The sequence below is a fragment of the Flavobacterium sp. RSP46 genome (assembly GCF_003984825.1).
In the GTDB taxonomy this organism is placed as follows: domain Bacteria; phylum Bacteroidota; class Bacteroidia; order Flavobacteriales; family Flavobacteriaceae; genus Flavobacterium.
Genome location: NZ_RYDM01000002.1, coordinates 254,109 through 277,836 on the forward strand (window position 1 = coordinate 254,109; position 23,728 = coordinate 277,836).

Annotated in this window: 24 protein-coding genes; 4 read left to right on the plus strand and 20 right to left on the minus strand. The window is 34.7% G+C overall.

Going from position 1 to position 23,728, the window contains the following annotated elements; all coding sequences use genetic code 11:
• Positions 1-2: 2 nt before the first annotated feature.
• Positions 3-1,919: a DUF294 nucleotidyltransferase-like domain-containing protein gene (locus tag EKM01_RS05320; RefSeq protein ID WP_126451614.1), complete on the minus strand. Its 1,917-nt coding sequence runs from the start codon at positions 1,917-1,919 to the stop codon at positions 3-5.
• 183 nt (positions 1,920-2,102) lie between these two features.
• On the opposite strand from EKM01_RS05320, the gene EKM01_RS05325 reads away from it, so the two are divergent.
• Complete coding sequence (locus tag EKM01_RS05325; protein WP_126568511.1) at positions 2,103-2,609, plus strand: DUF2911 domain-containing protein; 507 nt, start codon at positions 2,103-2,105, stop codon at positions 2,607-2,609.
• Positions 2,610-2,816: 207 nt separating this feature from the next.
• Here EKM01_RS05325 and EKM01_RS05330 read toward each other — a convergent pair whose 3' ends face one another.
• The 17 genes from EKM01_RS05330 to EKM01_RS05405 form a co-directional block, all read right to left on the minus strand.
• A complete protein-coding gene (locus EKM01_RS05330; RefSeq protein WP_126767258.1) occupies positions 2,817-3,692 on the minus strand; it encodes a sugar phosphate isomerase/epimerase in 876 nt (291 codons plus the stop codon).
• A gap of 19 nt (positions 3,693-3,711) precedes the next feature.
• Positions 3,712-4,605: a hydroxypyruvate isomerase family protein gene (locus tag EKM01_RS05335; protein ID WP_126742057.1), complete on the minus strand. Its 894-nt coding sequence runs from the start codon at positions 4,603-4,605 to the stop codon at positions 3,712-3,714.
• A gap of 9 nt (positions 4,606-4,614) precedes the next feature.
• A complete protein-coding gene (locus EKM01_RS05340; protein WP_126568510.1) occupies positions 4,615-5,847 on the minus strand; it encodes a nucleoside permease in 1,233 nt (410 codons plus the stop codon).
• Between the two features lie 57 nt (positions 5,848-5,904).
• Positions 5,905-6,642 carry a DUF1080 domain-containing protein gene (locus tag EKM01_RS05345; RefSeq protein ID WP_126740151.1) on the minus strand — a complete coding sequence of 246 codons (738 nt, stop codon included), beginning with the start codon at positions 6,640-6,642 and terminating at the stop codon, positions 5,905-5,907.
• Positions 6,643-6,674: 32 nt separating this feature from the next.
• A complete protein-coding gene (locus EKM01_RS05350; RefSeq protein ID WP_126767261.1) occupies positions 6,675-8,129 on the minus strand; it encodes a Gfo/Idh/MocA family protein in 1,455 nt (484 codons plus the stop codon).
• 101 nt (positions 8,130-8,230) lie between these two features.
• Positions 8,231-8,605, minus strand: a complete 375-nt coding sequence (locus EKM01_RS05355) for a c-type cytochrome (protein ID WP_126767264.1) — start codon at positions 8,603-8,605, stop codon at positions 8,231-8,233.
• 18 nt (positions 8,606-8,623) lie between these two features.
• The gene (locus EKM01_RS05360; RefSeq protein WP_126576206.1) at positions 8,624-9,676 is read right to left on the minus strand and encodes a sugar phosphate isomerase/epimerase; all 1,053 of its coding nucleotides are present in this window, start codon (positions 9,674-9,676) and stop codon (positions 8,624-8,626) included.
• A 39-nt stretch (positions 9,677-9,715) separates the two neighbouring features.
• Positions 9,716-10,876 carry a Gfo/Idh/MocA family protein gene (locus EKM01_RS05365; RefSeq protein WP_233588558.1) on the minus strand — a complete coding sequence of 387 codons (1,161 nt, stop codon included), beginning with the start codon at positions 10,874-10,876 and terminating at the stop codon, positions 9,716-9,718.
• A 10-nt stretch (positions 10,877-10,886) separates the two neighbouring features.
• A complete protein-coding gene (locus EKM01_RS05370) occupies positions 10,887-12,590 on the minus strand; it encodes a GMC oxidoreductase (protein WP_126451623.1) in 1,704 nt (567 codons plus the stop codon).
• Between the two features lie 53 nt (positions 12,591-12,643).
• A complete protein-coding gene (locus EKM01_RS05375) occupies positions 12,644-13,207 on the minus strand; it encodes a gluconate 2-dehydrogenase subunit 3 family protein (RefSeq protein WP_126459659.1) in 564 nt (187 codons plus the stop codon).
• Positions 13,208-13,675: 468 nt separating this feature from the next.
• Positions 13,676-14,866 carry a hypothetical protein gene (locus tag EKM01_RS05380; RefSeq protein WP_126767267.1) on the minus strand — a complete coding sequence of 397 codons (1,191 nt, stop codon included), beginning with the start codon at positions 14,864-14,866 and terminating at the stop codon, positions 13,676-13,678.
• Between the two features lie 12 nt (positions 14,867-14,878).
• Entirely contained in the window at positions 14,879-15,709 is an 831-nt protein-coding gene (locus EKM01_RS05385; protein WP_126740153.1) for a type 1 glutamine amidotransferase, read from the minus strand.
• A 40-nt stretch (positions 15,710-15,749) separates the two neighbouring features.
• Entirely contained in the window at positions 15,750-16,859 is a 1,110-nt protein-coding gene (locus EKM01_RS05390; RefSeq protein WP_126767270.1) for a carboxylate-amine ligase, read from the minus strand.
• Positions 16,860-16,927: 68 nt separating this feature from the next.
• Entirely contained in the window at positions 16,928-17,869 is a 942-nt protein-coding gene (locus EKM01_RS05395) for a RimK family alpha-L-glutamate ligase (protein WP_126767273.1), read from the minus strand.
• Positions 17,870-17,887: 18 nt separating this feature from the next.
• On the minus strand, positions 17,888-18,325 hold the full coding sequence (locus tag EKM01_RS14735; protein WP_233589296.1) for an alpha/beta fold hydrolase: 438 nt from the start codon (positions 18,323-18,325) through the stop codon (positions 17,888-17,890).
• Positions 18,326-18,418: 93 nt separating this feature from the next.
• Complete coding sequence (locus tag EKM01_RS14740) at positions 18,419-18,601, minus strand: hypothetical protein (protein WP_233589297.1); 183 nt, start codon at positions 18,599-18,601, stop codon at positions 18,419-18,421.
• Positions 18,602-18,891: 290 nt separating this feature from the next.
• Complete coding sequence (locus tag EKM01_RS05405; RefSeq protein WP_126767275.1) at positions 18,892-19,296, minus strand: glyoxalase; 405 nt, start codon at positions 19,294-19,296, stop codon at positions 18,892-18,894.
• A 67-nt stretch (positions 19,297-19,363) separates the two neighbouring features.
• Here EKM01_RS05405 and EKM01_RS05410 point away from each other — a divergent pair, with 67 nt between their 5' ends.
• Positions 19,364-19,753, plus strand: a complete 390-nt coding sequence (locus tag EKM01_RS05410; RefSeq protein WP_126451631.1) for an acyl-CoA thioesterase — start codon at positions 19,364-19,366, stop codon at positions 19,751-19,753.
• A gap of 34 nt (positions 19,754-19,787) precedes the next feature.
• Here EKM01_RS05410 and EKM01_RS05415 read toward each other — a convergent pair whose 3' ends face one another.
• Positions 19,788-21,044: a mechanosensitive ion channel family protein gene (locus EKM01_RS05415; RefSeq protein ID WP_126767277.1), complete on the minus strand. Its 1,257-nt coding sequence runs from the start codon at positions 21,042-21,044 to the stop codon at positions 19,788-19,790.
• The gene (locus EKM01_RS05420) at positions 21,037-21,315 is read right to left on the minus strand and encodes a DUF3817 domain-containing protein (RefSeq protein WP_126459634.1); all 279 of its coding nucleotides are present in this window, start codon (positions 21,313-21,315) and stop codon (positions 21,037-21,039) included. Before EKM01_RS05420 ends, EKM01_RS05415 begins: the two co-directional genes overlap by 8 nt.
• A gap of 102 nt (positions 21,316-21,417) precedes the next feature.
• Between EKM01_RS05420 and EKM01_RS05425 the strand changes: the two genes are divergently transcribed.
• Together EKM01_RS05425 and EKM01_RS05430 are read left to right on the plus strand one after the other, a co-directional pair.
• Positions 21,418-21,945 (plus strand): DUF6155 family protein, encoded by a 528-nt coding sequence (locus EKM01_RS05425; protein ID WP_126561573.1) that lies wholly within the window; start codon positions 21,418-21,420, stop codon positions 21,943-21,945.
• Between the two features lie 106 nt (positions 21,946-22,051).
• Positions 22,052-23,596, plus strand: a complete 1,545-nt coding sequence (locus tag EKM01_RS05430; RefSeq protein ID WP_126451635.1) for a DEAD/DEAH box helicase — start codon at positions 22,052-22,054, stop codon at positions 23,594-23,596.
• The last annotated feature ends 132 nt before the right edge of the window (positions 23,597-23,728 follow it).

The window sequence follows — 23,728 nt, forward strand, 5'->3', positions numbered from 1 at the left end:
AATTATGAAAATTGAGTAAGTTGAAATTTACTTTTTATTAATTCTTCCAGTTCTCTCATAGGGAGTAAAGCGTTTTTCAGTTTTTCTCGGTCAATTTTTGATAATTCCTCCAAATTTATAAATTGGCCTGAATCATCATTTTTTAACCCTTCTAAGGTTCGGAATTTTGATAAAGTCAAAAAAGCTTCGGCACAATTGAGATAAATTTCAGCATGTTTGGGGTCCGTAATTGATAATTGTTTGAATCGTTGAAACGTATTGTTAATTCCTCGGATGTCGAAACTCAAAGTAAACAAACGGGCGCCATCAATCAATGGCATTAAAGCCTTAGTTTTAATATCAAATTTATCTTTATTTCTACCTTCTTCTTCGACATTGAATTTTTTGAAAAAACTAAGTGGAGCGTTTTTTCTTAAGGCATCATTTCCTAAGAAATCAAAAAATAACGTATTGTTTTTGGCATTTTTAAAGACTACATTACTTATCGCATCTTCAATTTTTTGCTCTCCAAAAATAATTTCATAATCAAAGAAAATACTGCTCAAATCAGTGCTGTTCTCACCAGGAGTATTCATCCAGCTGTCATATTGTTTGATCCAGTCCGTCAATGATTTACACCAAAGCATAGTACTTCCCATGTGACCATTTGGACAGAATTCATAGCCGATTTTTTCTAGAGTGGCTGTGGTTTTTTTTCCAAGTTTAAGAAAATAGTCTTTTACGTCACGATATTTATCAGCAGCCACATCTTCAAAAATCAAAATACTATCTTGATCCGTTAATAAAAGCTGTTCTTTTCGTCCTTGACTGCCAATACTTAACCATGCAAAACGGGCAGGAGGGGAACCTAAATCCAAAATGGATAATTCCACCGAGCGTTTAATGACCGCCAAATTAATTTCGCTGGCAATATTAAAAACGTGTGATAGCGGAATATTTTTAGAAATTGAAGTCTGAATCAGATCTGTTAATCGTTCCCGTATTTGTTTTAGTTCTTTTGGTGATTGACACCGTTTGATTTCTTTTATTAAAACTCCGGGATTATTAGCTTGAGCCACAATCAAATCGTGCTCAGAAATGATTCCTTTCACACTGGATTTATCCGTTCCATCCTGAGTTACACACAAATGAGTCACATTGTGTTTTAGCATCAGTAACTGCGCTTCTGCCAGAGAAACGTTTTCAACCACCGTGATAACAGGGGAGGACATAATTTTATCTACTGTAACGGTTACTGGATATCTGCCGGTAGCAATTTTTGATCGCATATCCGCATCAGTAATAATGCCCAAAGGGATAGTATTATCACATACGAGGATATTGTTTTTTAACGATTCGGTCATTATTTGAGCCACGTCTTTTGCAATTGCTGTACTTGTCGTTTTTAAGGGAGCTGTATTATAGGCTAGCGATTGAAAATATTGCATTTCAGATTGCTGATCCGAATAGAATACATTATCAGAAATTAATTTTCCAATTAAATTTTCTTTATCTTTTGGGTTTCGGGTGTTTACGGCAAAACTTTCTAATAAAAAGTTTAAAACTTCAGAATTATTAGCTACAAAAGGCCTGAAAGTAGCAATGGGAATAGCATAAACAATGCTTTCTTCTCTTGCTTTGGCCGTCATCATATAATTATTTTTGGCAAAAAAGGGACGCAGGCCAAAAATATCGCCTTCGGTACATTTATTTAATAGCGTTTCCTCAGCATCTGCTATGACAGATAAATTGATAACACCGGAAGCCACCACATAAAAACTGTCATGCAAAAGATCATTTATTTGAAATAATGTTTTGTGTTTTTCTAAATTTACAACGCGAATATTTGCTGCTATTTCAGATAATTCTTCAAAAGTTAAGTAGTTAAACGGTGGGTATGCTTTTAAAAAGTCAGCAATGTGCTCAGCAATTGAATTCATAATTTATGGAATAAATAAGTATCGATTGTAAAAATAACAAATTTAAAAATTATAACACCGCCATTATTGCGGCAAAACAATTAAATTATAAAATCCTTAATCTTTTCATAAAATAAGTATGGATTTAAAGGAATTAAAAGCTACTTGTTTTACTTTTATACGATAACTAAAACATTTTAAATCATGAAATTATTTAGAAAAATGCATTTTTCGTTTATTGCCTTATTAATTGTAAATTGTATAGCTGCTCAAGGAAAACCTACCAGCAGCAAAGAAGTAGCCACAGGGGAAATTAATGGTGCTACAATTACCCTCAATTATGGGAGTCCATCAGTCAACGGAAGAGAAATTTGGGGAAAATTAGTTCCGTTTAATAAAGTTTGGCGTGCCGGAGCAAATGACGCAACAACATTTGAAACAGATAAAGAGTTGACAATTGAAGGTACTAAATTGCCAGCCGGTAAATACTCTTTTTTTGTTATACCAAATGAAAAAGAATGCGTGCTTATTTTTAATAAAGAAGCTAAACAGTGGGGAGCATATAAGTATAAAGAAAAAGAAGACCAACTACGTATTACCGTTAAGCAAGAAGTTGCTGCTTCAGCTGCTGAAAAATTAGTTTATACGATCCGTGCTAATACTGTTGTTTTGAGCTGGGGCAATTGGAATATACCTTTTTCTGTAAAATAAAATATGACTAAGTAATAACCATGGTATAATGTCGTATTTTAAAATCAGGATAAAATTATGTAACAATCTGATTTAAAGCTATTTTACTTAAAGTTAATTCTTTTGACTTTACGACTTTTAAACTTTCGACTTACTTAAATTACTTTTAAATAGGAGGCTGTCTCAAAAAGACAGCCTCTTTTTTTTATAAAATATTTTCTAAAATGTTTAGATTAAGTTTTTCTTGATGTAATTATAACTGGTTACAGCAGATTCTATTGGATTTGGTTTGTAGTTAGATTCGTGTTCCAAAAAGAAACGTTTCAGTCCGGCACGTTCCGCCTGAGCAAAAATTCCCTTGAAATCTATTGTTCCTGTGCCAATTTCTGCATTCCAATCCGGATTTACTTTATCCATATCTTTTACGTGCCACATTTTGAAACGTCCCGGATATTTTTTGAATAATTCCAATGGATCATGTCCAGCACGAATGACCCAGTATAAATCCATTTCAAAATCAACCAAGTTTTTATCCGTTTCGTTTAATAAAATTTCATATCCATTCGTTGAACCGAATTTAGTAAATTCGAAATCGTGATTGTGATACGCTAATTTTAAACCTCCAGCTTTACAAAGCTCACCCACTTTATTAATTTGTAAAGCTAATTTTTTATAGGCATCACCAGTAGTTCCGCGCAATTCTGAAACGATGTAAGGTACTGTTACATATTCACTTCCTAAATAGTTGGCTGTTTCAACATAGGATTGTACAAGATCAGTTGAACCATCTTTGATCATCGAATTAAAATCAAAATGATTACTCGTAGCTTTTAGACCATTATCATCTAATATTGATTTAAAATCGCGGACCGAAGTTCCAAAAAAGCCGTTGTCTACTGAATAACCAAAAGTTTCTACTTCAGTAAATCCAGCTTTTCCAACTTGTGCTAAAACACCTTTAACATCTTTGGGTAACGTATCACGCAGTGTCCATAATTGAATCCCAATGGCTCTTTTTTTAGAGTCAAAAGCAAATGAAGGAGCAATGGCTAATGCGCCTAATGCTAAACCAGCATTAATTAAAAATTCTCTTCTTTTTATCATGGGTTATTTTTTAGAGTAGTTAAATATCACAAATTGCTATAGCCTGTTTCAATGAAGCGAGTTTGTCCGGGTTTTTAGGTACAAATTCTTGACCCACAAATCCCTTAAAACCAGTTTTTGCAATCGCTTTCATAATTGCAGTGTAATTTAGTTCCTGAGTATCATCAATTTCATTTCGTCCCGGAACGCCGGCGGTATGATAATGTGTAATGTAGTGATGGTTGTCTCTTATGTTTCTAATCACATCTCCTTCATCAATTTGCATGTGATAAATATCGTAAAGCAATTTGAAATTCTCAGAGTTCAAACGTTTCGCTAATTCCACTCCCCAAGATGTTCGGTCACATTGGTAATCTTTATGATCAATTTTGCTGTTTAGTAATTCCATTACTAAAATCACATTATGCTTTTCAGCCAATGGAATTAGTTTTTGCAAACCAACAATACAATTGTTCCAACCTTCTTCATCTGTTTTGCCTCTTCGGCTTCCGCTAAAACAAATCAGATTTTTATAACCGGCTTTTGCCACCAGTGGAATCATTTCCATATAATTTTTCAAGAGTGTCTCATGAAATTTAATATCATTAAAACCATCCAATAAATTAATTTCTGCACCGTTGCACATTGTAGAAACAAGATCATATTTCTTCAATGTTGGCCAATCTTTAGGACCTACTAAATCAATCCCGGTAATCCCTATCTTTTTGGATTCAATGCAAAGCGTATCTAAATCTATATCATTAAAACACCACCGAGAAACGGAGTGATTTATATTTCCTTTCAATTTACCCAATGGTGTTGCTGTTTCCTTTTTTGGCATAGCCAAAGCAGAAAATCCAGCAGGAATTCCCATCGCAACTGTTCCGGCTACTATTCCTTTTATGGCAGATCTTCTATTTAAATTAGCACTCATTTTTAATTTTTATACAGCAGAAGTGGATTCTTCTCCTTTGTTTTTTTCATTAAATAAAAGGGCAAAAAGTAAGAATACAGCAAACGCAATTCCAGCAGGAATAATCCACACCATTTGCCAGTTTACAGCCCCATCTGCCATTTTATAATTGTCCGTTATCCATCCTGCTACAGCAAATCCAATCAACATTCCAACACCGTAAGTGGCCAGAGTTATCAACCCCTGAGCAGCACTTTTATATTTTTCTCCCGCTTTTGAATTGGTGTAAATTTGGCCCGAAACAAAAAAGAAATCATAACAGATACCGTGCAGCGCAATACCTATAATAAGCATAAAGCTTAAATCATTGCCATAAGCGAATAAAACATAACGAATTGCCCATGCTAACATCCCGATTAAGATCGTTTTTTTGAAACCAAAACGGGTAAAAAATACAGGAATCAATAATAAGAATAATGCTTCGGATATTTGACCTATTGCCATTTTTCCAGTAGGATTTTCAACGCCTGATTCTGTCAAAAATGGATGTGCATTTTGGTAATAAAAGGCAAGAGGTATACAAATCAGGATTGACGATATAAAAAAGATGGCGAAGTTTTTATCTTTCAGCAATTTTAAAGCATCAAGACCTATGATATCTCCAATTTTTATTTTTTCTTCACTTACTTTTGGTGGTGTTTTTGGTAAAGAAAAACTGAATATACCTAAAATTAAAGCGGCTATTCCTGCTAAAAGGAAGGTGTTTTTAAGAAATCCTTGCGAAATTGCTTCCGCAGTATCCCAATGAAATATGAAGCTAATAGATAATCCTGCTAAAATCCAACCTATAGTTCCCCAAACTCTGATATTTGCAAATTCTTTCTCCGGATCTTTCATTTGATTAAAAGAAACTGAATTGACTAATGCTAATGTGGGCATGTATAAAATCATGTAACTCAGAACGTAGGTGTAGAACATGCCTACTTCTTCTGACTGATACATTTGGTACATTAAAAATGCCCCAACAAGATGAAGTATTCCTAAAATTTTCTCCGCATTAAAATAACGATCCGCTATTAAACCTATAATAAAAGGAGCAATAATTGCGCCCCATGATTGTGTTGAAAAAATTGCAGCAGTTTCTGATCCTGATGCTTTTAGATTATTACCCAAAAATGTGCCCAGGGTTACAAACCATGCGCCCCAGATAAAAAATTCCAGGAACATCATTATGGATAATTTAATTCGGATGGTACTATTCATTAGTCAGTGGTTTTTTATTTTTTGGTTTTGGTTGTTTTTTTGTTTTTTAGAGATCAATTACATACCCGCTTCACATCCGGTTGTAATTTTCATAGTATTCCATTCTTTGATCATAATGTTTCTGAACCATACATTATCTCCATGATCTTGTAGTGCAATTTTACCTTTTTTGAATGCAGCAAAACCTGGCCAAGTAGCAAATTTACTTCCGGCTACCAATGTTTTAAAATTAGCATCCCAAAGCGTAGTTTCAACTACTTTTACGCCATTCAATAACATTGTCAGTTTTCCAAATTTACATACAATGTCAACAGAATTCCATTCTCCTACTGGTTTTACTGGTTCTGAGGTGCTTTTTATTAAATCATATAAATCCCCTGAACGGTGTTTTTCAATTTTTCCGTCAGAATGACCGTCATTGTCCAATACTTGCATTTCCAGACCCGTTTCATAAGTATTTTTGAATTTTGTCAAATCCTCGTTTACATAAAAAATAATACCGCTATTGGCATTTGCCGCGACTTTCCATTCTAGTTTTAGATGAAAATTCTCGTATTCTGCATTAGTTACCAAATCGCCTCCTTGACCGTTTTGGGCAGCTGTAGGATCAAAATGCAACACACCCTCTTCCGCTTTCCAACCGGAACCAGCTGTTGCTTTACCGTAACTGTGCCATCCCGTTGTGGATTGTCCGTCAAATATGGATTTAAATCCTTTTGGTATGGGCGCTTGCTGTGCATTTGCGGTTTGAATCAGTATCATAACAAGTAATGAAGTACAAATATTTTTAATCATTTTTGAATTTTTGAATTAATAATTAATCTTGCTTATAAAGTTAAAGCTTTCCAACCTGGTCGATAATCCCGTTTCACAAATTGGTTCACTTCATCAAAATTTGTAATTCTCATGGCATCATTATCCCATAATAATTTTGCTGAACGTCCTGGATATATTTCTTCTCCAAGCTCTTCTCTCATTACATCATAACCTCTAATAGCAAGATTTGCCATCAATAAAGCTTCAGTTAAAGGACCGGCAATTTCAAAAGGAGAACTTAATTCTTTTTTCCCATAACCAGCAATAGCGGCTTCAATCCACTGCTTGTAATGTCCTCCTGAACCATCGATCACTCTTGCGTATTTTTGAGCAACTTGTAGATTTTCATTTTTGCTTAGAGGAAGCAAACGTGGATTTAAACCGTAGGTATCACACATCATTTTTCCTTTTGTTCCTGTGAATAAGGTACCATTTCCACCGTCTCCAAAAATTTCATTCGAACCTAATTCGGAAGGTCTTTCCGGCTGAATTCCACCATCCATCCAGTGTACTGCAACGTCACCGTTTGTTTTCTCCGTTTTTGGAAAAGTTAAGGTAACATGACTGGAGGGAGGACAACTCTCAGGAAAATATCCTCTTTTAAACTCATCTACATATACAGAACCTACACTACATTGAACATCTTTAGCATATTTTAAATTTAACACACTAAAAGGTGCTTCTAACAAGTGACAGCCCATATCGCCTAATGCACCTGTTCCATAATCCCACCAACCGCGCCAGTTAAAGGGCACTAATTTATTTACATACTCTTTGTAAGGAGCTGTTCCCAACCATAAATCCCAATCTAATTCTTTTGGAATATCCGCTTTATTAGCAGACCAAGGAATCCCTTGAGGCCAAACCGGACGGTCTGTCCAAGCATGAATCGTGTGAACATCGCCTATTAAACCTGCTTCATACCATTCTTTCATTATTCTGGTACCATCATTCGAGGCACCTTGATTTCCCATTTGGGTTACCACTTTATATTTTGTAGCAGCTTGTGTCAAAATTCGAGCTTCGTAAATATCATGTGCCATAGGTTTTTGAACATACACATGTTTTCCTAATTGCATAGCAGCAAGTGCTTGAATAGCATGATTATGATCTGGAGTTGAAACTGAAACGGCATCGAAATTTTTATGTTCTTTGTCTAACATTTCACGCCAATCGGTATAAAATTTAGCTTTAGGAAATGCATTTACACTTGCAGCTGCTCTTCTGGTATCTACATCACATAAAAACGATATATCCGCTTTTCCACTTCTGGCAAACATACTGACATCAAATTTACCTTGTCCACCAACACCAATACTAGCTATTGATAAACGATCACTTGGCGCAACAAATCCTCTTCCTAGAACGTGACGGGGAACAATCATAAAAGCTGCTGCAGCTATAGCGGTTGTTTTTATAAAATCACGACGGTTATTTGTAATTTTATCTTCTTCTTTTTGTTTCATTATTTTAATCCAGTTTAGTTTATAGCAAAAAATTGTGTAACATCATGATTTTATTTTCGACATTCTAGAATTATATTGACTCTTTAAAAGCGCCTTTTGATTTACTTTTTTAAGGATAAAATATACTTTGCCATAGAATTTGCCTCATTCTTTTTCAGTGAAGCATGCGCAGACATGGGAATTGAACCCCAAACCCCAGAGCCACCTTTTATTATTTTACCGGATAAATAGGCAACATTTTTATCATTTAAGGCATATTTTTTAGCAATGTCTAAGTAGGAGGGACCAATTAGTTTTTTGTCTAACTTATGACATCCAATGCAATCCGATTTAGCTATTAATTTTTCTCCTTCAGAGGTTTGAACAACAAGGTTTGATTGCACAGTAGTTTCAATATATTTTTCTTCTGAATTATCATTGGAAAATGAGGTTAAACTAATTAGTGCAACCCCAAAAAAGAAATATTTTAATTTCATTTTATTGTATTTAAGTTTTTATAATCCTAAGTTTTTTTTGTTAAAAGCCTGATTTGTTTCTACTGCAGCAAAATCATCAAATGCTTTATCAGTAACTTTTATAATATGATTTTTTATAAATTCAGCACCTTCACGCGCTCCATCTTCCTGATTTTTAATGCAGCATTCCCATTCCATTACTGCCCATCCTTTGAAATCATATTGGGCTAGTTTGCTAAAAATCGTTTTAAAATCAATCTGACCATCGCCTAGAGAACGATACCGTCCGGCACGATTTGCCCAGCTTTGATAGCCTCCAAAAGTACCTTGCTTTCCTGTAGGATTAAACTCGGCATCCTTTACGTGAAATGCTTTAATCCGTTCATGATAAAAATCGATATATTGGATGTAATCTAATTGTTGTAAAACAAAATGCGATGGATCGTACAACAAGCAAGCTCTAGAGTGATTATTCACCGCTTTCAAAAACATTTCATAGGTTTCCCCATCAAATAAATCTTCTCCAGGATGAATTTCGTAACAAAGGTCAACACCATTTTGATCAAACTCATTTAAAATGGGCAACCAGCGTTTAGCCAATTCGGCAAAACCATCTTCCACTAAACCCGGAGGTCGTTGTGGCCAAGGATGAAAATACTGCCAAAGTAGAGAACCACTAAAAGTGGCATGTGCATTTAACCCTAAATTTTGAGATGCTTTAGCCGCATATTTCAATTGTTGCACAGCCCATTCTTGCCTTGCTTTAGGATTTCCATGTACATTTACTGGTGCAAATGCATCAAAAAAGTCATCATAAGCAGGATGAACAGCCACTAACTGCCCTTGTAAATGGGTTGATAATTCAGTGATTTCTAGTCCGTAAGAAGCAATTGTTCCTTTTAGTTCATCCGCATAGGTTTTACTTTCTGCCGCTTTTTGTAAATCAATAAAACGGGTATCTAATGTTGGCATTTGAATCCCTTTAAAGCCTAAATCAGCAGCCCATTTACAAATCCCATCTAAGGAATTAAAAGGAGCTTTATCATCAATAAACTGTGCTAAAAAGACCGCAGGCCCTTGAATTGTTGTCATAATATTTGGTATATAAGAGGTCTACGAATTCCTAATAAATTACAAAACGTAGGGAGTCCATTTTTTATCCGATTGTGATGATGCGACTACGTTATCTATAAATGCCATTCCTCTCACTCCATCTTCAACAGAAGGAAAGTCTAACATTTCAGCAGTAGGTGCTGTGCCCTCTAATTTACAACCAAGCGTTAAAGCAAAGTTGCGGTAAATATTAGCAAATGCCTCTAAATAACCTTCTGGATGTCCGCCTGGAGTTCTACAATTGTGTGTTGCAAATGAAGATAAATGTGCATAATTGGATCCAGCTCTTAAAACCTGAGTTGGTTCATCTAACCACCTAACCGTTAAAGTGTTTGGATCATGTTGAAACCATTCGATTCCACCTTTTTCGCCATAAACTCTGATTTTTAAAGCGTTTTCTTCTCCAGCTGCTACTTGCGATGCGATTAAAACGCCTTTAGCACCATTGTCAAATTTCAATAGTACAGCTCCATCATCATCCATTATGCGGCCTTCAACTAATGTGTTTAATTCTGCACAAACATCGGTAATTTTAGCCCCGGTAATATATTCGGCTAAATGAGAGGCGTGCGTACCAATATCTCCCATTACAGAACTTTTTCCGGATTTTTTAGGATCTGTTCGCCATGCAGCTTGTGCGTTTCCCTCTCTTTCGGATAGTGTACTTAACCATCCTTGGGGATATTCTACTAAAACTTTTCTAATTTTACCCAATTTTCCTTCGCTGACCATAGCTTTCGCTTGTTTGACCATTGGGTAGCCGGAGTAGGTATGTGTTAAACAAAGTAGTAATCCTGTCTCTTCTACTTTTTGTTTCAATAGTTTTGCTTCTTCCAATGAAAAAGTCATTGGTTTTTCAATTACTACATTAAAACCATGCTCCAAAGCCATCATTGCAGGTGCAAAATGGGCAAAATTTGGAGTAACAATAGTAACAAAATCGATTCTTTCGTCAGCAGGTAAAGCCGCTTCCGCTTTAATCATTTCGTCATACGTTAAATATGTTCTTGATTCCGGAAGAAACAAGGCTTTACCAGATGCAATTGCAGTTTCTGGTTTTATACTTAATGCACCACACTTTAATTCAATTAGTCCATCCATATTGGCGGCTAAGCGGTGAATTGCACCTATAAAGGCATCTTGACCACCACCGACCATTCCCATTCTTAATTTTCTCATAATGATGAACCTAAATATTTCCTTTTTTTAATTCTTTTACTGCATAATCGCAGGCACGAGCCGTCAAAGCCATAAATGTTAATGATGGATTTTGACACGCAATAGAAGGCATACAAGAACCATCGGTAACAAATACATTACTAACTTCGTGCAATTGATTCCATTTATTTAAAACGGAATCCTTGGGGTCATTACCCATTCTGGCAGTACCCATTTCGTGTATAGCCATTCCAGGATAACAATCGTTATCATAGGTTTGCACATTTTTGATTCCAGATGCTTCCAGCATTTCTGCGGCATCATTCATCATATCTTCCCGCATTTTTGCTTCATTTTCTTTGTATTCACAATCAATAGCTAAAACTGGTTGTCCCCATTTGTCTTTTTTGCTATGATCGATGTACACTTTGTTTTCGTAATACGGCAGCATTTCTCCAAAACCACCTAATCCCATACTCCAGGAATCAGCAGGTAATGACATAGTCGATTTAAAGTTTTCACCAAAAGCCAATTCGGCAACTTCTTTATGCCAAGATCCTCTGCTGGCACCTCCTTGGTACCCAAAACCTCTTAAATAATCTCGTTTATCACCACCTACATTCTGATATCTTGGAATATAAATACCATTAGCTCTTCTTCCGTACGTGTATTTATCTTCAAAACCTTCAGCTGTTCCTTCTGCACCACAACGGAAATGATGATCCATAAGATTATGGCCTAATTGTCCGCTGGCATTACCCATTCCATTCGGATGCGCTTCTGAAGTTGAATTTAGTAAGAGGAATGTTGATCCTAAGGTGGATGCGTTTACAAAAACAATTTTAGCATAAAACTCCATGGTTTCATTTGTTTCTGCATCAATAACCATAACACCCTTTGCTTTTTTAGTGTCTTTATCATAAATAATATGATTCACAATAGAGTAGGGTCTCACGGTCAATCTATTGGTTGCCATTGCAGCGGGTAGTGTAGAAGATTGGGTGCTAAAATAGGCACCAAATGGACAGCCTCGACTGCATAAATTTCTATACTGACAGCTGCCACGCCCTTTGTGGGGTACAGTTAAGTTAGCAGTACGACCAATTGTAAGAATACGGGTTTTATTATAATGTTTTTCTAATCTTTCTTTAACTGATTTTTCAACACAATTTAAATCCATTGGAGGCAAAAATTTACCATCCGGTAATAAGGGCCAATTTTCAGCTTGCCCACTTATTCCTGCGAATTTCTCTACATAATCATACCACTTGGTAAGGTCTTTATATCGAATAGGCCAGTCATTTCCATGACCATCTTTAGCATTATCTTCAAAATTATGGTCACTAAAACGGTAACTTTGACGGCCCCACATCAACGATTTTCCACCCACATGAAATCCTCTGTACCAATCAAAACGTTTGTCTTCTGTATAGGGACATTCCAAGTCATTCACCCACCATTTTTCGGTAGCTTCATTGTATGGATAATCTCTTGTTTGAACAGGATGAGTTCTTTTTTGTTCTTCGGTAAGCTTGCCTGCGCGTTCAAATTCCCATGGTGCTTTCATGGCCGATTCATAATCTTTGATGTGCTCAATATTCATTCCGCGTTCTAACATCAAAACTTTTAATCCTTTTTCGGTAAGTTCTTTTGCAGCCCAACCACCACTAATTCCAGATCCTACAACAATAGCATCATACGTATTTTCCTCTTTCAAATTGGTATTTATATTCACGGGTAGTATTTTTTATTTAATAAAATAGTTTCTAACAGTAGGTTCTAATAAGACTAGTTGGTTGCCCAAGCTTTTTGTCCGGGTTTGTAGTCTGCACTACCATCGTAGCGTCCTGGAACAGGAAGGTATTCTCGTGCTTGTGTACAACCTATTTCTGAAGAATAATAGCCAAGAAGAGTCAAATCTCTAGCAATCAAAAAGAATGAAGGTGCTTTATCAGTTGCAATTGCTTCATCTCGTAATGAAGTCATTAATTGCTGACGCTCTTCAACTGACATTGATAAGAAATTCTTATTGAAATCTTTAGCGCATTTTGCTTGCATTTCCTGCATCCCGGAAGCAAAAATTTCTTGCATTTTTGCAGGATAACATTCTCTAATAATCATTGGAATAAAAGCACCCAGTCCTGCAGCTTTTGCTCCTGCCGAAGAGGCTGTAGTAGGTATAATGATATCGGCAAATTCAGCCAAAATTTCTTCATCTGCAGCAGAAAAAGACACGCTATTTTTTTCTTTTTCAGGCAAAGTAAAACTTTCAAATAAAACGCCCATTGTTGTTGCTGAGATTGCGCTTCCCATCAAAAATGCAACGCTTTTAAGTGCTTCTCTTCTATTCATTTGCTAATTATTAAAATTATTGATTCTTCTTAATTTATTATAACATTACAATAATAAAGAAAAAAAAAACAGGTTAATTTTTTTTATGTTAAAATATTGAATAATTCCATATTTTTCAAATTATTAAGGGAATCACTTTCAAAAATTCATTAAACAGTAGTTGGAATCAATTAAATCAAGAAAAAAAAAATGTTTGAAGAAGCAAAAAAAAATAAAAAACGATTTTTAAATTGTTTTTAATCTAAAATTAACAAGGTTTTAATTATAAAATATAGCTGTATTTTCTTCTTACAGCATTTCAATGCGTTAAAATGACAGTATTAGTTAAAGAACCATTTAAATAATCTAAAATATATTTCCTGTTTTGTAGTAAAAAAGAAGTTTTTATATTTTAAAAATAGGAAGTAATTTAAATGTGCAACCCGCTAAAAAATGGAATTTTTGAAAGTTACAAAGGGGAAGTATTGTCTACCTTTCAAATAAGCCTAAAGTGCCTCCAACCCAATCTTTATCTTTATTGAATTTCACGCCAATCATCTCGCCACGACTCAAGCGGACTAAGTTGCAGAGTAGAGTAGGTGCGGCATCACCTTTTTTCCAAACACACAAGATTCGGACTTCAGCTTTTACTTTCCCTTCAGGAGCGTGTACAATAGGAAGATAATTTACTTTTTTTTGAAGAATATATAATTCTTTATCTACAACGGCTTCAATATCATTTTTTGTGACATGAAAAATAACGCCCGTTCCTGAAAAAGAAAAAAGCGGTTTCAAAACATAGTTTTCTAAATCCTGAGGAATTACTGCCAAGTCACTTAATAGTGTCGTTTCAATACAATATTTTCCTTTTAAGAAAGGTAAAATAAATTTACTGATTCTGAAAAACCAGTTGGGATGTCCCGCCCATTCCACATCCAAATCATCTGAAAAACTAAAATTAAGTCTTAAATCTGTTCTCAAATCCAATTCATCAAAAATAACCCGATTGTAAATTCTTTTTACCAATATTTCATTGCCTGTTGCATTTTTGTAAAACAGTTGTTTTCCTTTTTTTATGAGTTCAGTAACACAAACTATAGGGATGCCAATGTCTCTTTTGCAGTAATAAAAATCAATCTTGGTATTTTGTTTTTCGGGTTCTATTTCAAGAAGAATAACATTTTCTTTTGGATGATGGTTGCAAATCGCTTCTTCTAAAATAGTAAGATATTCCTGTGGTTCAATAGCATTAATAAATGGAGTTAATTCGTTAAGAAATGGATAATGATTTTTAAATTTTTCGTACAAATGCATTTGATAATTGTACAAAGAGGGGAATCCCTGTACTTCAATTAGTTTTGGAATAAGTACTCCGTCTTCTTCACAAATTCCAAAATCAATTGCTAAAAAGGTAGTATGTTCATCCTCATTAGGAACAGTATTATTTAGTTCTAAGGATTTATTTGTAAGTGATTTAAAGTCGTTTTTCTGAATGAAAGCTATAACATCATTACAGCCTTCAATCAATTGTGCTTTAAGCTCCTTCGAAATAAAAAAGGGGGTTTCGCCTAACCGGAAAGTAGGCAGGTAATTAAAATCGGAAGCAATATCATCTTTGAATTCCTGATATTTTTTTTCTGTAAATTGAGTATTAAATAACTTCCGATATTTTGAAATCATTTTGAAATCGTATTAATTAGAAAGTGTCTTCTTTGTTTTTAGCAAGTCATTAATTGCTATTCGAAGGAAATTAGGAATCAAAGTTTCATTAGTTCTGTATATTTTATCATCATCTAATAAATCCTCCAGCATGTTTCTGAACTTCTTTTTTCCTTTCATATTCTTAATCTTTTCCTTTGCTTCTTTATTTCTTAAATGAGAAACAAAACTAATGGGATCCGCTTCCGGGTGAAATTGAGTACCCACAAAATAATCGGTAAAACGCACGGCCATAATTGCGCGTTCGTATTGTACATGATCCCTAATTTTCTCTAATGAAATAATTTTGGCTCCTTTTTTCGCAAAAATACTTAACTTGGGTTGAACCACTTGATAGTCTCTGGAGTCTATCGCATAAAAAGGGTCTCCTAATCCCTCGAACAAGGGATCCACAAGTCCTTCTTTGGTTTTATGAATGGTCATCACCCCAAAAGAAGTGTCATTTCGTTTGGTAACCGTAGCCAATCCAAAATGCAAACACGCCATTTGAAAAGAATGACAAATGAACAAAACATGTTTTTTAATACTATTTTCAGTATTCCATTTATTCAAGGAATCGATAAATTCATAGTATTTTACATCCCAGTTTCCATCACCACTTAAGGGATTTCCAGGTCCTCCAGTTGAAATATAAATGTCAAATTTATTCTTGTCCGGCAATTCACATTTTCCCCGAACATCAAATATTTCAAAACTAACAACGGGACTAAACCTATTGACAACATCAATAATACATCGCATTCCCTGGTTGGGTTCACCATTGTACATGTCCAGAAGGGCTATTTTTATAATTTTATTAGACATACTTTTTTTTAAAAAACAATGAACAAAGGTACTTTATATTTTATAATCCTTTCGTAAATTCTCCTGTTATGAAGTCAACCACACGGGAAAGATCGCCCGTTTCTTGAAAAATAGCCAGTTGCTTATCAGCACCGGTACCGTTTTTTAAAATTTCATGGACATAATTTATATCAGCACGACTTCCTAATTCATCCACCACATCATCAATGAAATCAAGCAGTTCCAGAATAAGCATTTTTGTTTCTACTTCTTTTTGTAAACCAAAATCGATCATACTATTCTCAATTCCGTAACGTGCCGCCCGAAATTTATTTTCTTTTATCAAAGCCAGTCGATACACATTAAAGCTAGTATTGTTCATGTTCAATTTGTAGAGTTTAGCTACAATTGCCTGAATAATAGCAACAATGCAAATGGTTTCATCCACTGTCAATGACATATCACAAATCCTGAATTCAATCGTATTGTAAAAAGGATGCAACCGTAAATCCCACCAGATTTTCTTTGGATTATCGATGCAATTAGTCTTTACTAATGTATCCAAATAATTCTCATACGAACTCACCGAATCAAAATATTCCGGCAAACCTGTCCTTGGAAACTTGTCAAAAACTTTCGTTCTAAAGGACTTATAACCTGTTTTTCTTCCCTCCCAAAAAGGAGAGTTCGTTGAAAGCGCAAAAATATGCGGCAAAAAATATGTGGCCTGATTCATTAATTGCAAGCCAATCTCCCGATTTTCAATTCCTACATGACAATGCATTCCAAAAATTAAATTAGAACGCGCTGCATCTTGCAATTCATTGACAATATCGTGATAGCGAGGATCATCAGTTATCGGTTGATCCTGCCATTTCGAGAAAGGATGCGTCCCGGCACCCCCCACAATAAGATCTTGTTTGTCCGCTAATTCAACGATTTTAGAACGTAAAAACCGAATCTCATTTTTGGCATCATTCACATTATTGCAAATATTGGTACCCACTTCGACCACAGATTGATGCATTTCAGCCTTTACCTGCTCATTCAAAATGATCTTCGCACCATCTACAATTTTGGATAAATGCGACCGTAAATCTCTGGTTACAGGATCTATAATTTGATATTCTTCTTCTACACCGAGGGTGAAAACAGGTAATTTCTTTAACATAATTATTGTTTTAGTGTTCAGTCGCAGTCAAAGTTTACAGTCTGTTTACTGAATACTATGACTGAAAACTATTTTACTGCATCTTTCATAAATGTTCCCCAAGTCAAATTCATCTTTCCGGATTTCTGTTTTTTTGCAGCAGCAATTGCCATTTTTGCTGCTTCCTCTACAACCCACTCAAAGTTTTCGGCACCTACCGAAGTTAATTCAGCATCTGGTGCGGGATTTCCAAAATCTATCGCATAGGGAATACCATCACGGACTGCAAATTCAACCGTATTAAAATCATAACCCAATCCTTTGCAAAGACGTAAAGTATAATCCTTAATAGTAGCTAATAATTTTTTATCCACAGGCGTCCCATCAAGTACATAACGCAAATGATGCGGATTTCTGGGTTCGTATTGCATAATCCTAACGGCTTTGCAACCCAAACAATAGACTCTGAAATACTCTGTAAAAACAATTTCTTCCTGTAGCATCATCACCAGTTGCCCCGTTTCCTTATGTTTCTCCCAAAATTCTTCGACATTTTCTAATCGATACACATTTTTCCAGCCACCTCCGGCATAGGGTTTCATATAAGCTGGAAAACCAATATAATGAAAAATTTCTTCCCAATCCATTGGGTATTTTAGGTTTCGGAATGATTTTCCAGTCGTATCCGTAGGATGTTCTGCCGATGGGAGAAGTACCGTATTAGGTAACGGAACTCCCAGAGTATCGGCCAATGCGTTATTAAAAAATTTATCGTCGGCACTCCACCAAAAAGGATTGTTGATCACATTTGTCCCTGTTAAAGCAGCATTTTTCAAATATGCACGATAGAAAGGGACATCTTGCGAAATGCGATCAATAATTACGGCATATTCTCCGTCTTGATTTTGAACTACTTTATCAATAACCACAGCTTCAGCTATGATTTCTTTTTCGTTTTTTGAATTGACACGATCTATGAAGGCTTGTGGAAATGTATCTTCCATTCCAAATAAAATTCCAATTTTTTTCATCTTGATATGTTTATAATTTTAAAAAAATTTTATTCTGGATAAATAATGTGGAAACATTTCGGTCCATACCGGCCAGTCGTGTTTTCGTTCCTGACGAATATCCAACCAATGATGAATGTTTCTATCGCTCAACACTTTACTTAGTTTTAAATTTGCATCAAAACAAATATCCCAATTAGACGTCCCAAGCACAATATCCATTTTCCATAATTCCGGATCATTAAGTCCATGTAAATAATCTTCCGGGCTGTTGTAAAACACATCATCGTCATGAAAACCATCCATAAAACTCTTGATATTAAAAGCGCCACTCATAGAAAACAAATGACTTACATAACCAGGATGTCTAAAAGCAAAATTTGCCGCATGATACCCGCCAAAACTGCAACCGGCAAGAGCCACTCTGCCTGAGGAGGTATTGTTCTTTACTTTTTCAACGATTTCGTGACAAATCATTTTATCGTACCTGACGTGGTTTTCTATACGATTTATAGGATATATATTTTTATTGTAAAAACTGTCTTTATCAATGCTATCAGGACAAAATATTTAGATCAAACCTTGTTCCAGATACCATTTTGCAGAATCAATCAATCCCATATCTTTATTTTCATGGTAACTCCCCATAGAAGTAGGAAATACAATTACAGGATATCCGGCATGTCCAAAAACCAACATTTCTATCTCTCTATTTAAATTAGGGGAATGCCATTTGAAATACTCTTCCTTCATGAAATTAGTTTTAACAATTATAATGAAAAAAATAACACAAAAAGCAGATAAAATTATACTTAACCCATATTTATTATAAAAAAGATTAGGATTAATAAATTGGATCTAAATGGTAAAATTTGGATGAATAAAGAGCCGTTTTTTAAATTATAAACAACAAGGCAACGTGTTTTAAAAGCTCTATATTTTTAATTATAAGGTTTTTAGACCTAAAATAAGCCTTAGGATCTTTCCTATAATTACTATTTGATTAGAGAACCCTAAATTTCTAAAATAAGGAAGAAATAGCGCTAGTTGCTTTTATTAATTTCATACAGTGATATATGACTTTTTAATCGTTCTACAAGCATGCTCATCATTCTTTTATTGATATTGGAGGAGTTTTGTACATAAGCAGCATATTCATCGGCTGTAAATAAACCAATGATCATTCCTTTTAGAGAATTTCTAAACTTGATGTCTTTCTGGATTGCATTTTCCATGACGGATACTTTTTTATCAAGTGTATAACTGTAGAAATCAATTTTATTTTTGTTGACATAATTGAGGAAGGATGCTGCAAATAAGTCATTTTGCAACTTTAGAATGGGGCGTAACACCTCATTTTGAAATGATTCTTCTGTTGTGGATTGTGTGGTTACGGAACCTATTGTTTGTCCTCGAAATTCTTTTAAAAAAGTATCGCGTGCACTCATATTTTTTCTTTAAAATTAAATAAAATTGCGTCAAGAATACGTATTTTTACATTTATAAAGAAAAAACATGAAATTTCACACTAGAAAATGGGTAAAACCCGAAGATCTAAATCCTAACGGAACTTTATTTGGCGGTAAATTATTAGCTTGGATTGATGAAGAATTGGCTTTGTATACCATAATTCAATTAGAAAATACCAGAATCGTAACCAAATACATGTCGGAAATCAATTTTCGAAGTTCGGCTAGACAAGGTGATATTGTCGAAATTGGAATTGATGTTTTAAAATTTGGAACAACCTCACTCACGCTGAAATGCGAGGCGCGAAATATGATGACACGCGAAACTATCATTACAATTGATCACACCACAATGGTTAACTTAGATGCGGATGGAAAACCTAAGGCACATGGAAAAACAGCAATTGAATATGTGAAAAACAGATTATTAATTTGATACGAAGTGCATTTATACTTTTTAAGTAAAAAAATTAAACCTGAGATTCACTTTCTGCAGTTGTTTCAAAAATTTCTAAATCAAAATATTTTATGGAAGCAATGATGTGATCAAATATATCCGACATGATGTATTCATAGTTTTCAAATCGCTTGTCATGCGAAAATGCATAAACCTCAAGCGGTACACCATGGGAAGTTGATTGTAACTGACGGCAAAGCATCAACATGTCTTTGTTTAATCCTGGATAATTGAACAGGTATTCCGTGATGTATTTTCGAAATAAACCTAAGTTTGTCAAATTTCGCCCATTAATAGCAATGGATTTGTCAATTTTATGTTTAGAATTATAGTCGTCTATTTCTAATTTTCGAGTGCCTATATAATCCGATATTAGATGAATTTTTTTTAAGTCATTTAATTCTGATTCCTCTAAAAACCGAATGCTGCTTGTTTTTATCAGAATGTGTCTTTTGATGCGTCGGCCATCTGAATTCAGCATTCCGCGCCAGTTTTGAAACGAATCTGAACTCAAACTATAGGTTGGAATTGTGGTTGTGGTATTATCGAAATTTCGAACTTTTACCGTTGCCAAATTGATCTCGATGACATCTCCATCGGCACCAAATTTATCCATCGTAATCCAGTCGCCAATTCGAACCATATCGTTTATGGATACTTGAACACTAGATACAAAACCTAAAATGGTATCTCGGAATATTAATATGATTACCGCTGAAACGGCTCCTAAAATAGTTAAAAGCTCTTTTTTATCAATCTCAAATAATTTTGAAATGATTAATGTAATTCCAATTACCCACAACATAATCATGATTACCTGAATGAAACTGTCAATAGGTTTGTCGCTGTATCTTGGTTTTAGTTTTAAATAATCACGTAACGCATTGAAAATAGTTCGTATAATCCATAAAATCAGAATAATGATGTAGATTCCAACCAATTTCCCAAAAAAGCCTTCCCAATATTCAAATCGGTCTAAAATTATTGGAACAGATTTGTAAATAAACAATAGTGGAATTAAATGTGCAATGTATTTAGCCGTTTTGTTAGTTACCAGCAAATCATCAAATTTGGTTTTGGTTTTTTGGGCAATAACGGCCATAATAGTAACTAAAACAAGTCTAAAAATTGCGTAGATGACATACGCCAATACACACAAAACAATAATGTTCAGCACCAAGCTAAAATAAGAAGCCAGACTGTTCCCTAAGCCCCATTTCCTGAGTACTAGATATAGAAAAGTGAATATTTTTTCTATTAATTTATACATTTCGCAAGTATTTCTTTTCTATGTAAAAAGTCCCAAAAGGAGGAATTGACGCAATACAAATGATAAAATACTTTTTAAAATTCCACTTTTCACTAAACTTTAAAATTGTTGCCAAGATAATGTAAGCAGTAAATAATACGCCGTGAGCCATTCCAATGTGTTTGACATAAATAGGATCATTAAAAATGTATTTCATTGGCATAGCAAAGAAAAATAACAATAAGGCGGATATACCTTCTACTATTGCTGTAACCTTAAAAATCTTAAGCATTTATTTTTTTTTAAGTGATAATTGACAAAATTAAGGATTATCATTGATTTACCACGCATTGATTCCTAAAGTAAATTACTTTTGTAATCTTAAACTTTGATAATGAGCAAACGCGATTTAAAAAAATATGTAGCCGAATTGAATAAAGAACAACTCGAAGAGCAAATACTCGAATTGTACGAGAAATTCAGTTCTGTAAAAGTCTATTATGATTTTGTTTTTAATCCAAAAGAAGAAACGCTTTTGAAGGAATGCAAACTCAAAATTTCCAATGAATATTATCCTCTGAAAAAATCCGGAAGACGCAGTAAACCTAAAAGGAGGCGTTCCGTTGCCCAAAAATACATTAAGCACTTTACGCTTTTGGGAGTAGATCCTTTTGTAATTGCGGATGTAATGCTTTACAATATTGAAATAGCACAAACATTCTCATCAGAACAGGATATAAAGCAAGAATTATTTTTCAAAAGCATGTATAATTCCTTTCAGCAAGCCGTTGTTTTCTTGATTGCAAATGGAATACTTACTGATTTTAAACCCAGAATTAGTGCCATACACACTGAAACTATTTTGCAAAAATGGTACAATGAACCAGAATTTAATGCCATTTTAGAACGATTAGAATATTAAATCCTCACATAATTCAAATTTATTTAATCATTCCGTTTATTTTTAATAAAAATTGATACTTAAACTGTTTTTTAGGCGTATTTTTGCAAAAACCCAACAATAAGCAATGTCCCAAAACACTTTAGAAATAGAAATAGAAGACAAAAAAGAACTTTATGCGTACCAAAAAGGCGATATAGATGCCATCTTTGAGCGCATTGATAATGCACCGCCACAACACCATTTGTTATACCAATTGCCCACCGGTGGTGGAAAAACAGTGGTTTTTTCTGAAATTGTGCGCCGTTATTTATCGCAACATGATAAAAAAGTAGTTGTTTTGACCCACAGAATTGAGTTGTGCAAGCAAACCTCAAAAATGTTGAAGGGTTTTGATGTGAAAAACAAAATTATCAACAGTAAAGTAAAAGAACTTCCGGATCAAAACGATTATTCCTGTTTTGTAGCCATGGTGGAAACTTTAAAAAACCGAATCAACGATGAAAAACTGCATTTAGATAATGTAGGATTGGTAATCATTGATGAGGCACATTACAATTCCTTTCGCAAATTATTGAGCTCTTTCAAAAATGCTTTTATTTTAGGGGTAACCGCAACACCTTTAAGCTCAAATATCAAATTGCCAATGCATGAAAGCTACGATGAATTAATCGTAGGAGACACCATTAGTTCCTTGATTACAAATGGCTTTCTGGCCAAAGCAGTTACTTATAGTTATGATGTAGGCTTGACCTCCCTGAAAGTAGGGATCAACGGCGATTATACCGTAAAATCATCTGATGATTTGTACACCAATATGGCCATGCAGGAAAAGTTATTGCATGCCTACACGGAGAAATCATTAGGCAAGAAAACCTTGATTTTCAATAACGGGATCAACACCTCCTTATATGTATACGAAACGTTTAGAGAAGCCGGTTATGCCATTCGCCATTTAGACAACACCAGTAATAACGAGGAAAGAAAAGATATTTTACATTGGTTCAAGCATACACCTGATGCCATATTGACATCAGTGGGAATTCTTACTACCGGTTTTGATGAGCCTACCGTAGAGACCATAATCCTGAACAGAGCAACAAAATCGTTGACCTTATATTACCAAATGATCGGTCGTGGTTCCAGAAAATTACCTAACAAAGACATTTTCAATGTGATCGATTTAGGGAATAACGCCGCCCGATTTGGCCTGTGGAGTGAGCCGGTAAACTGGCAGCATATCTTTAAATCTCCGGAGTTTTACCTGGAAAACTTACGAGACGATACAGAAATAGAATTGTATTTTAAATACAGCATGCCACCGGAATTACGTGCTAAATTCAGTAAAACAGAAGTAGTAACCTTTGATGTGGATGAAGAACACAAACTCATTATCAAACAAAATTTACGTTCCAAAGTAGTGCTAGAAAAATCCCTAGAGCAACATGCCGCCATGTGTGTGGATAATTCTGAAACCTTACAAGAAGCAAAAGCGCTGGGAAAAGAACTGGATGATGACATCGATTGCCGCATCAAGCGCTATTCAAAATGTTTGAGCCAGTGCAGTAAAAATTACCGCGAATGGCTAGTAGATGATTACAAATTAAAACTGGTATTATTGACCGGGAAAAAATACCGGGAAAAAATCATGAACGAACCGGATGAAGAGTAATATTTATTTTTCAAGGAGCTAATCCCGCTATTCGTTTCAATCTTTTATTTTTAAAGAAAAAATAAAAGGATTTTCACTGCTATCGGGGCTAAAATTACCGTTACAAAACAACTATTTTTTATAAAATATAAA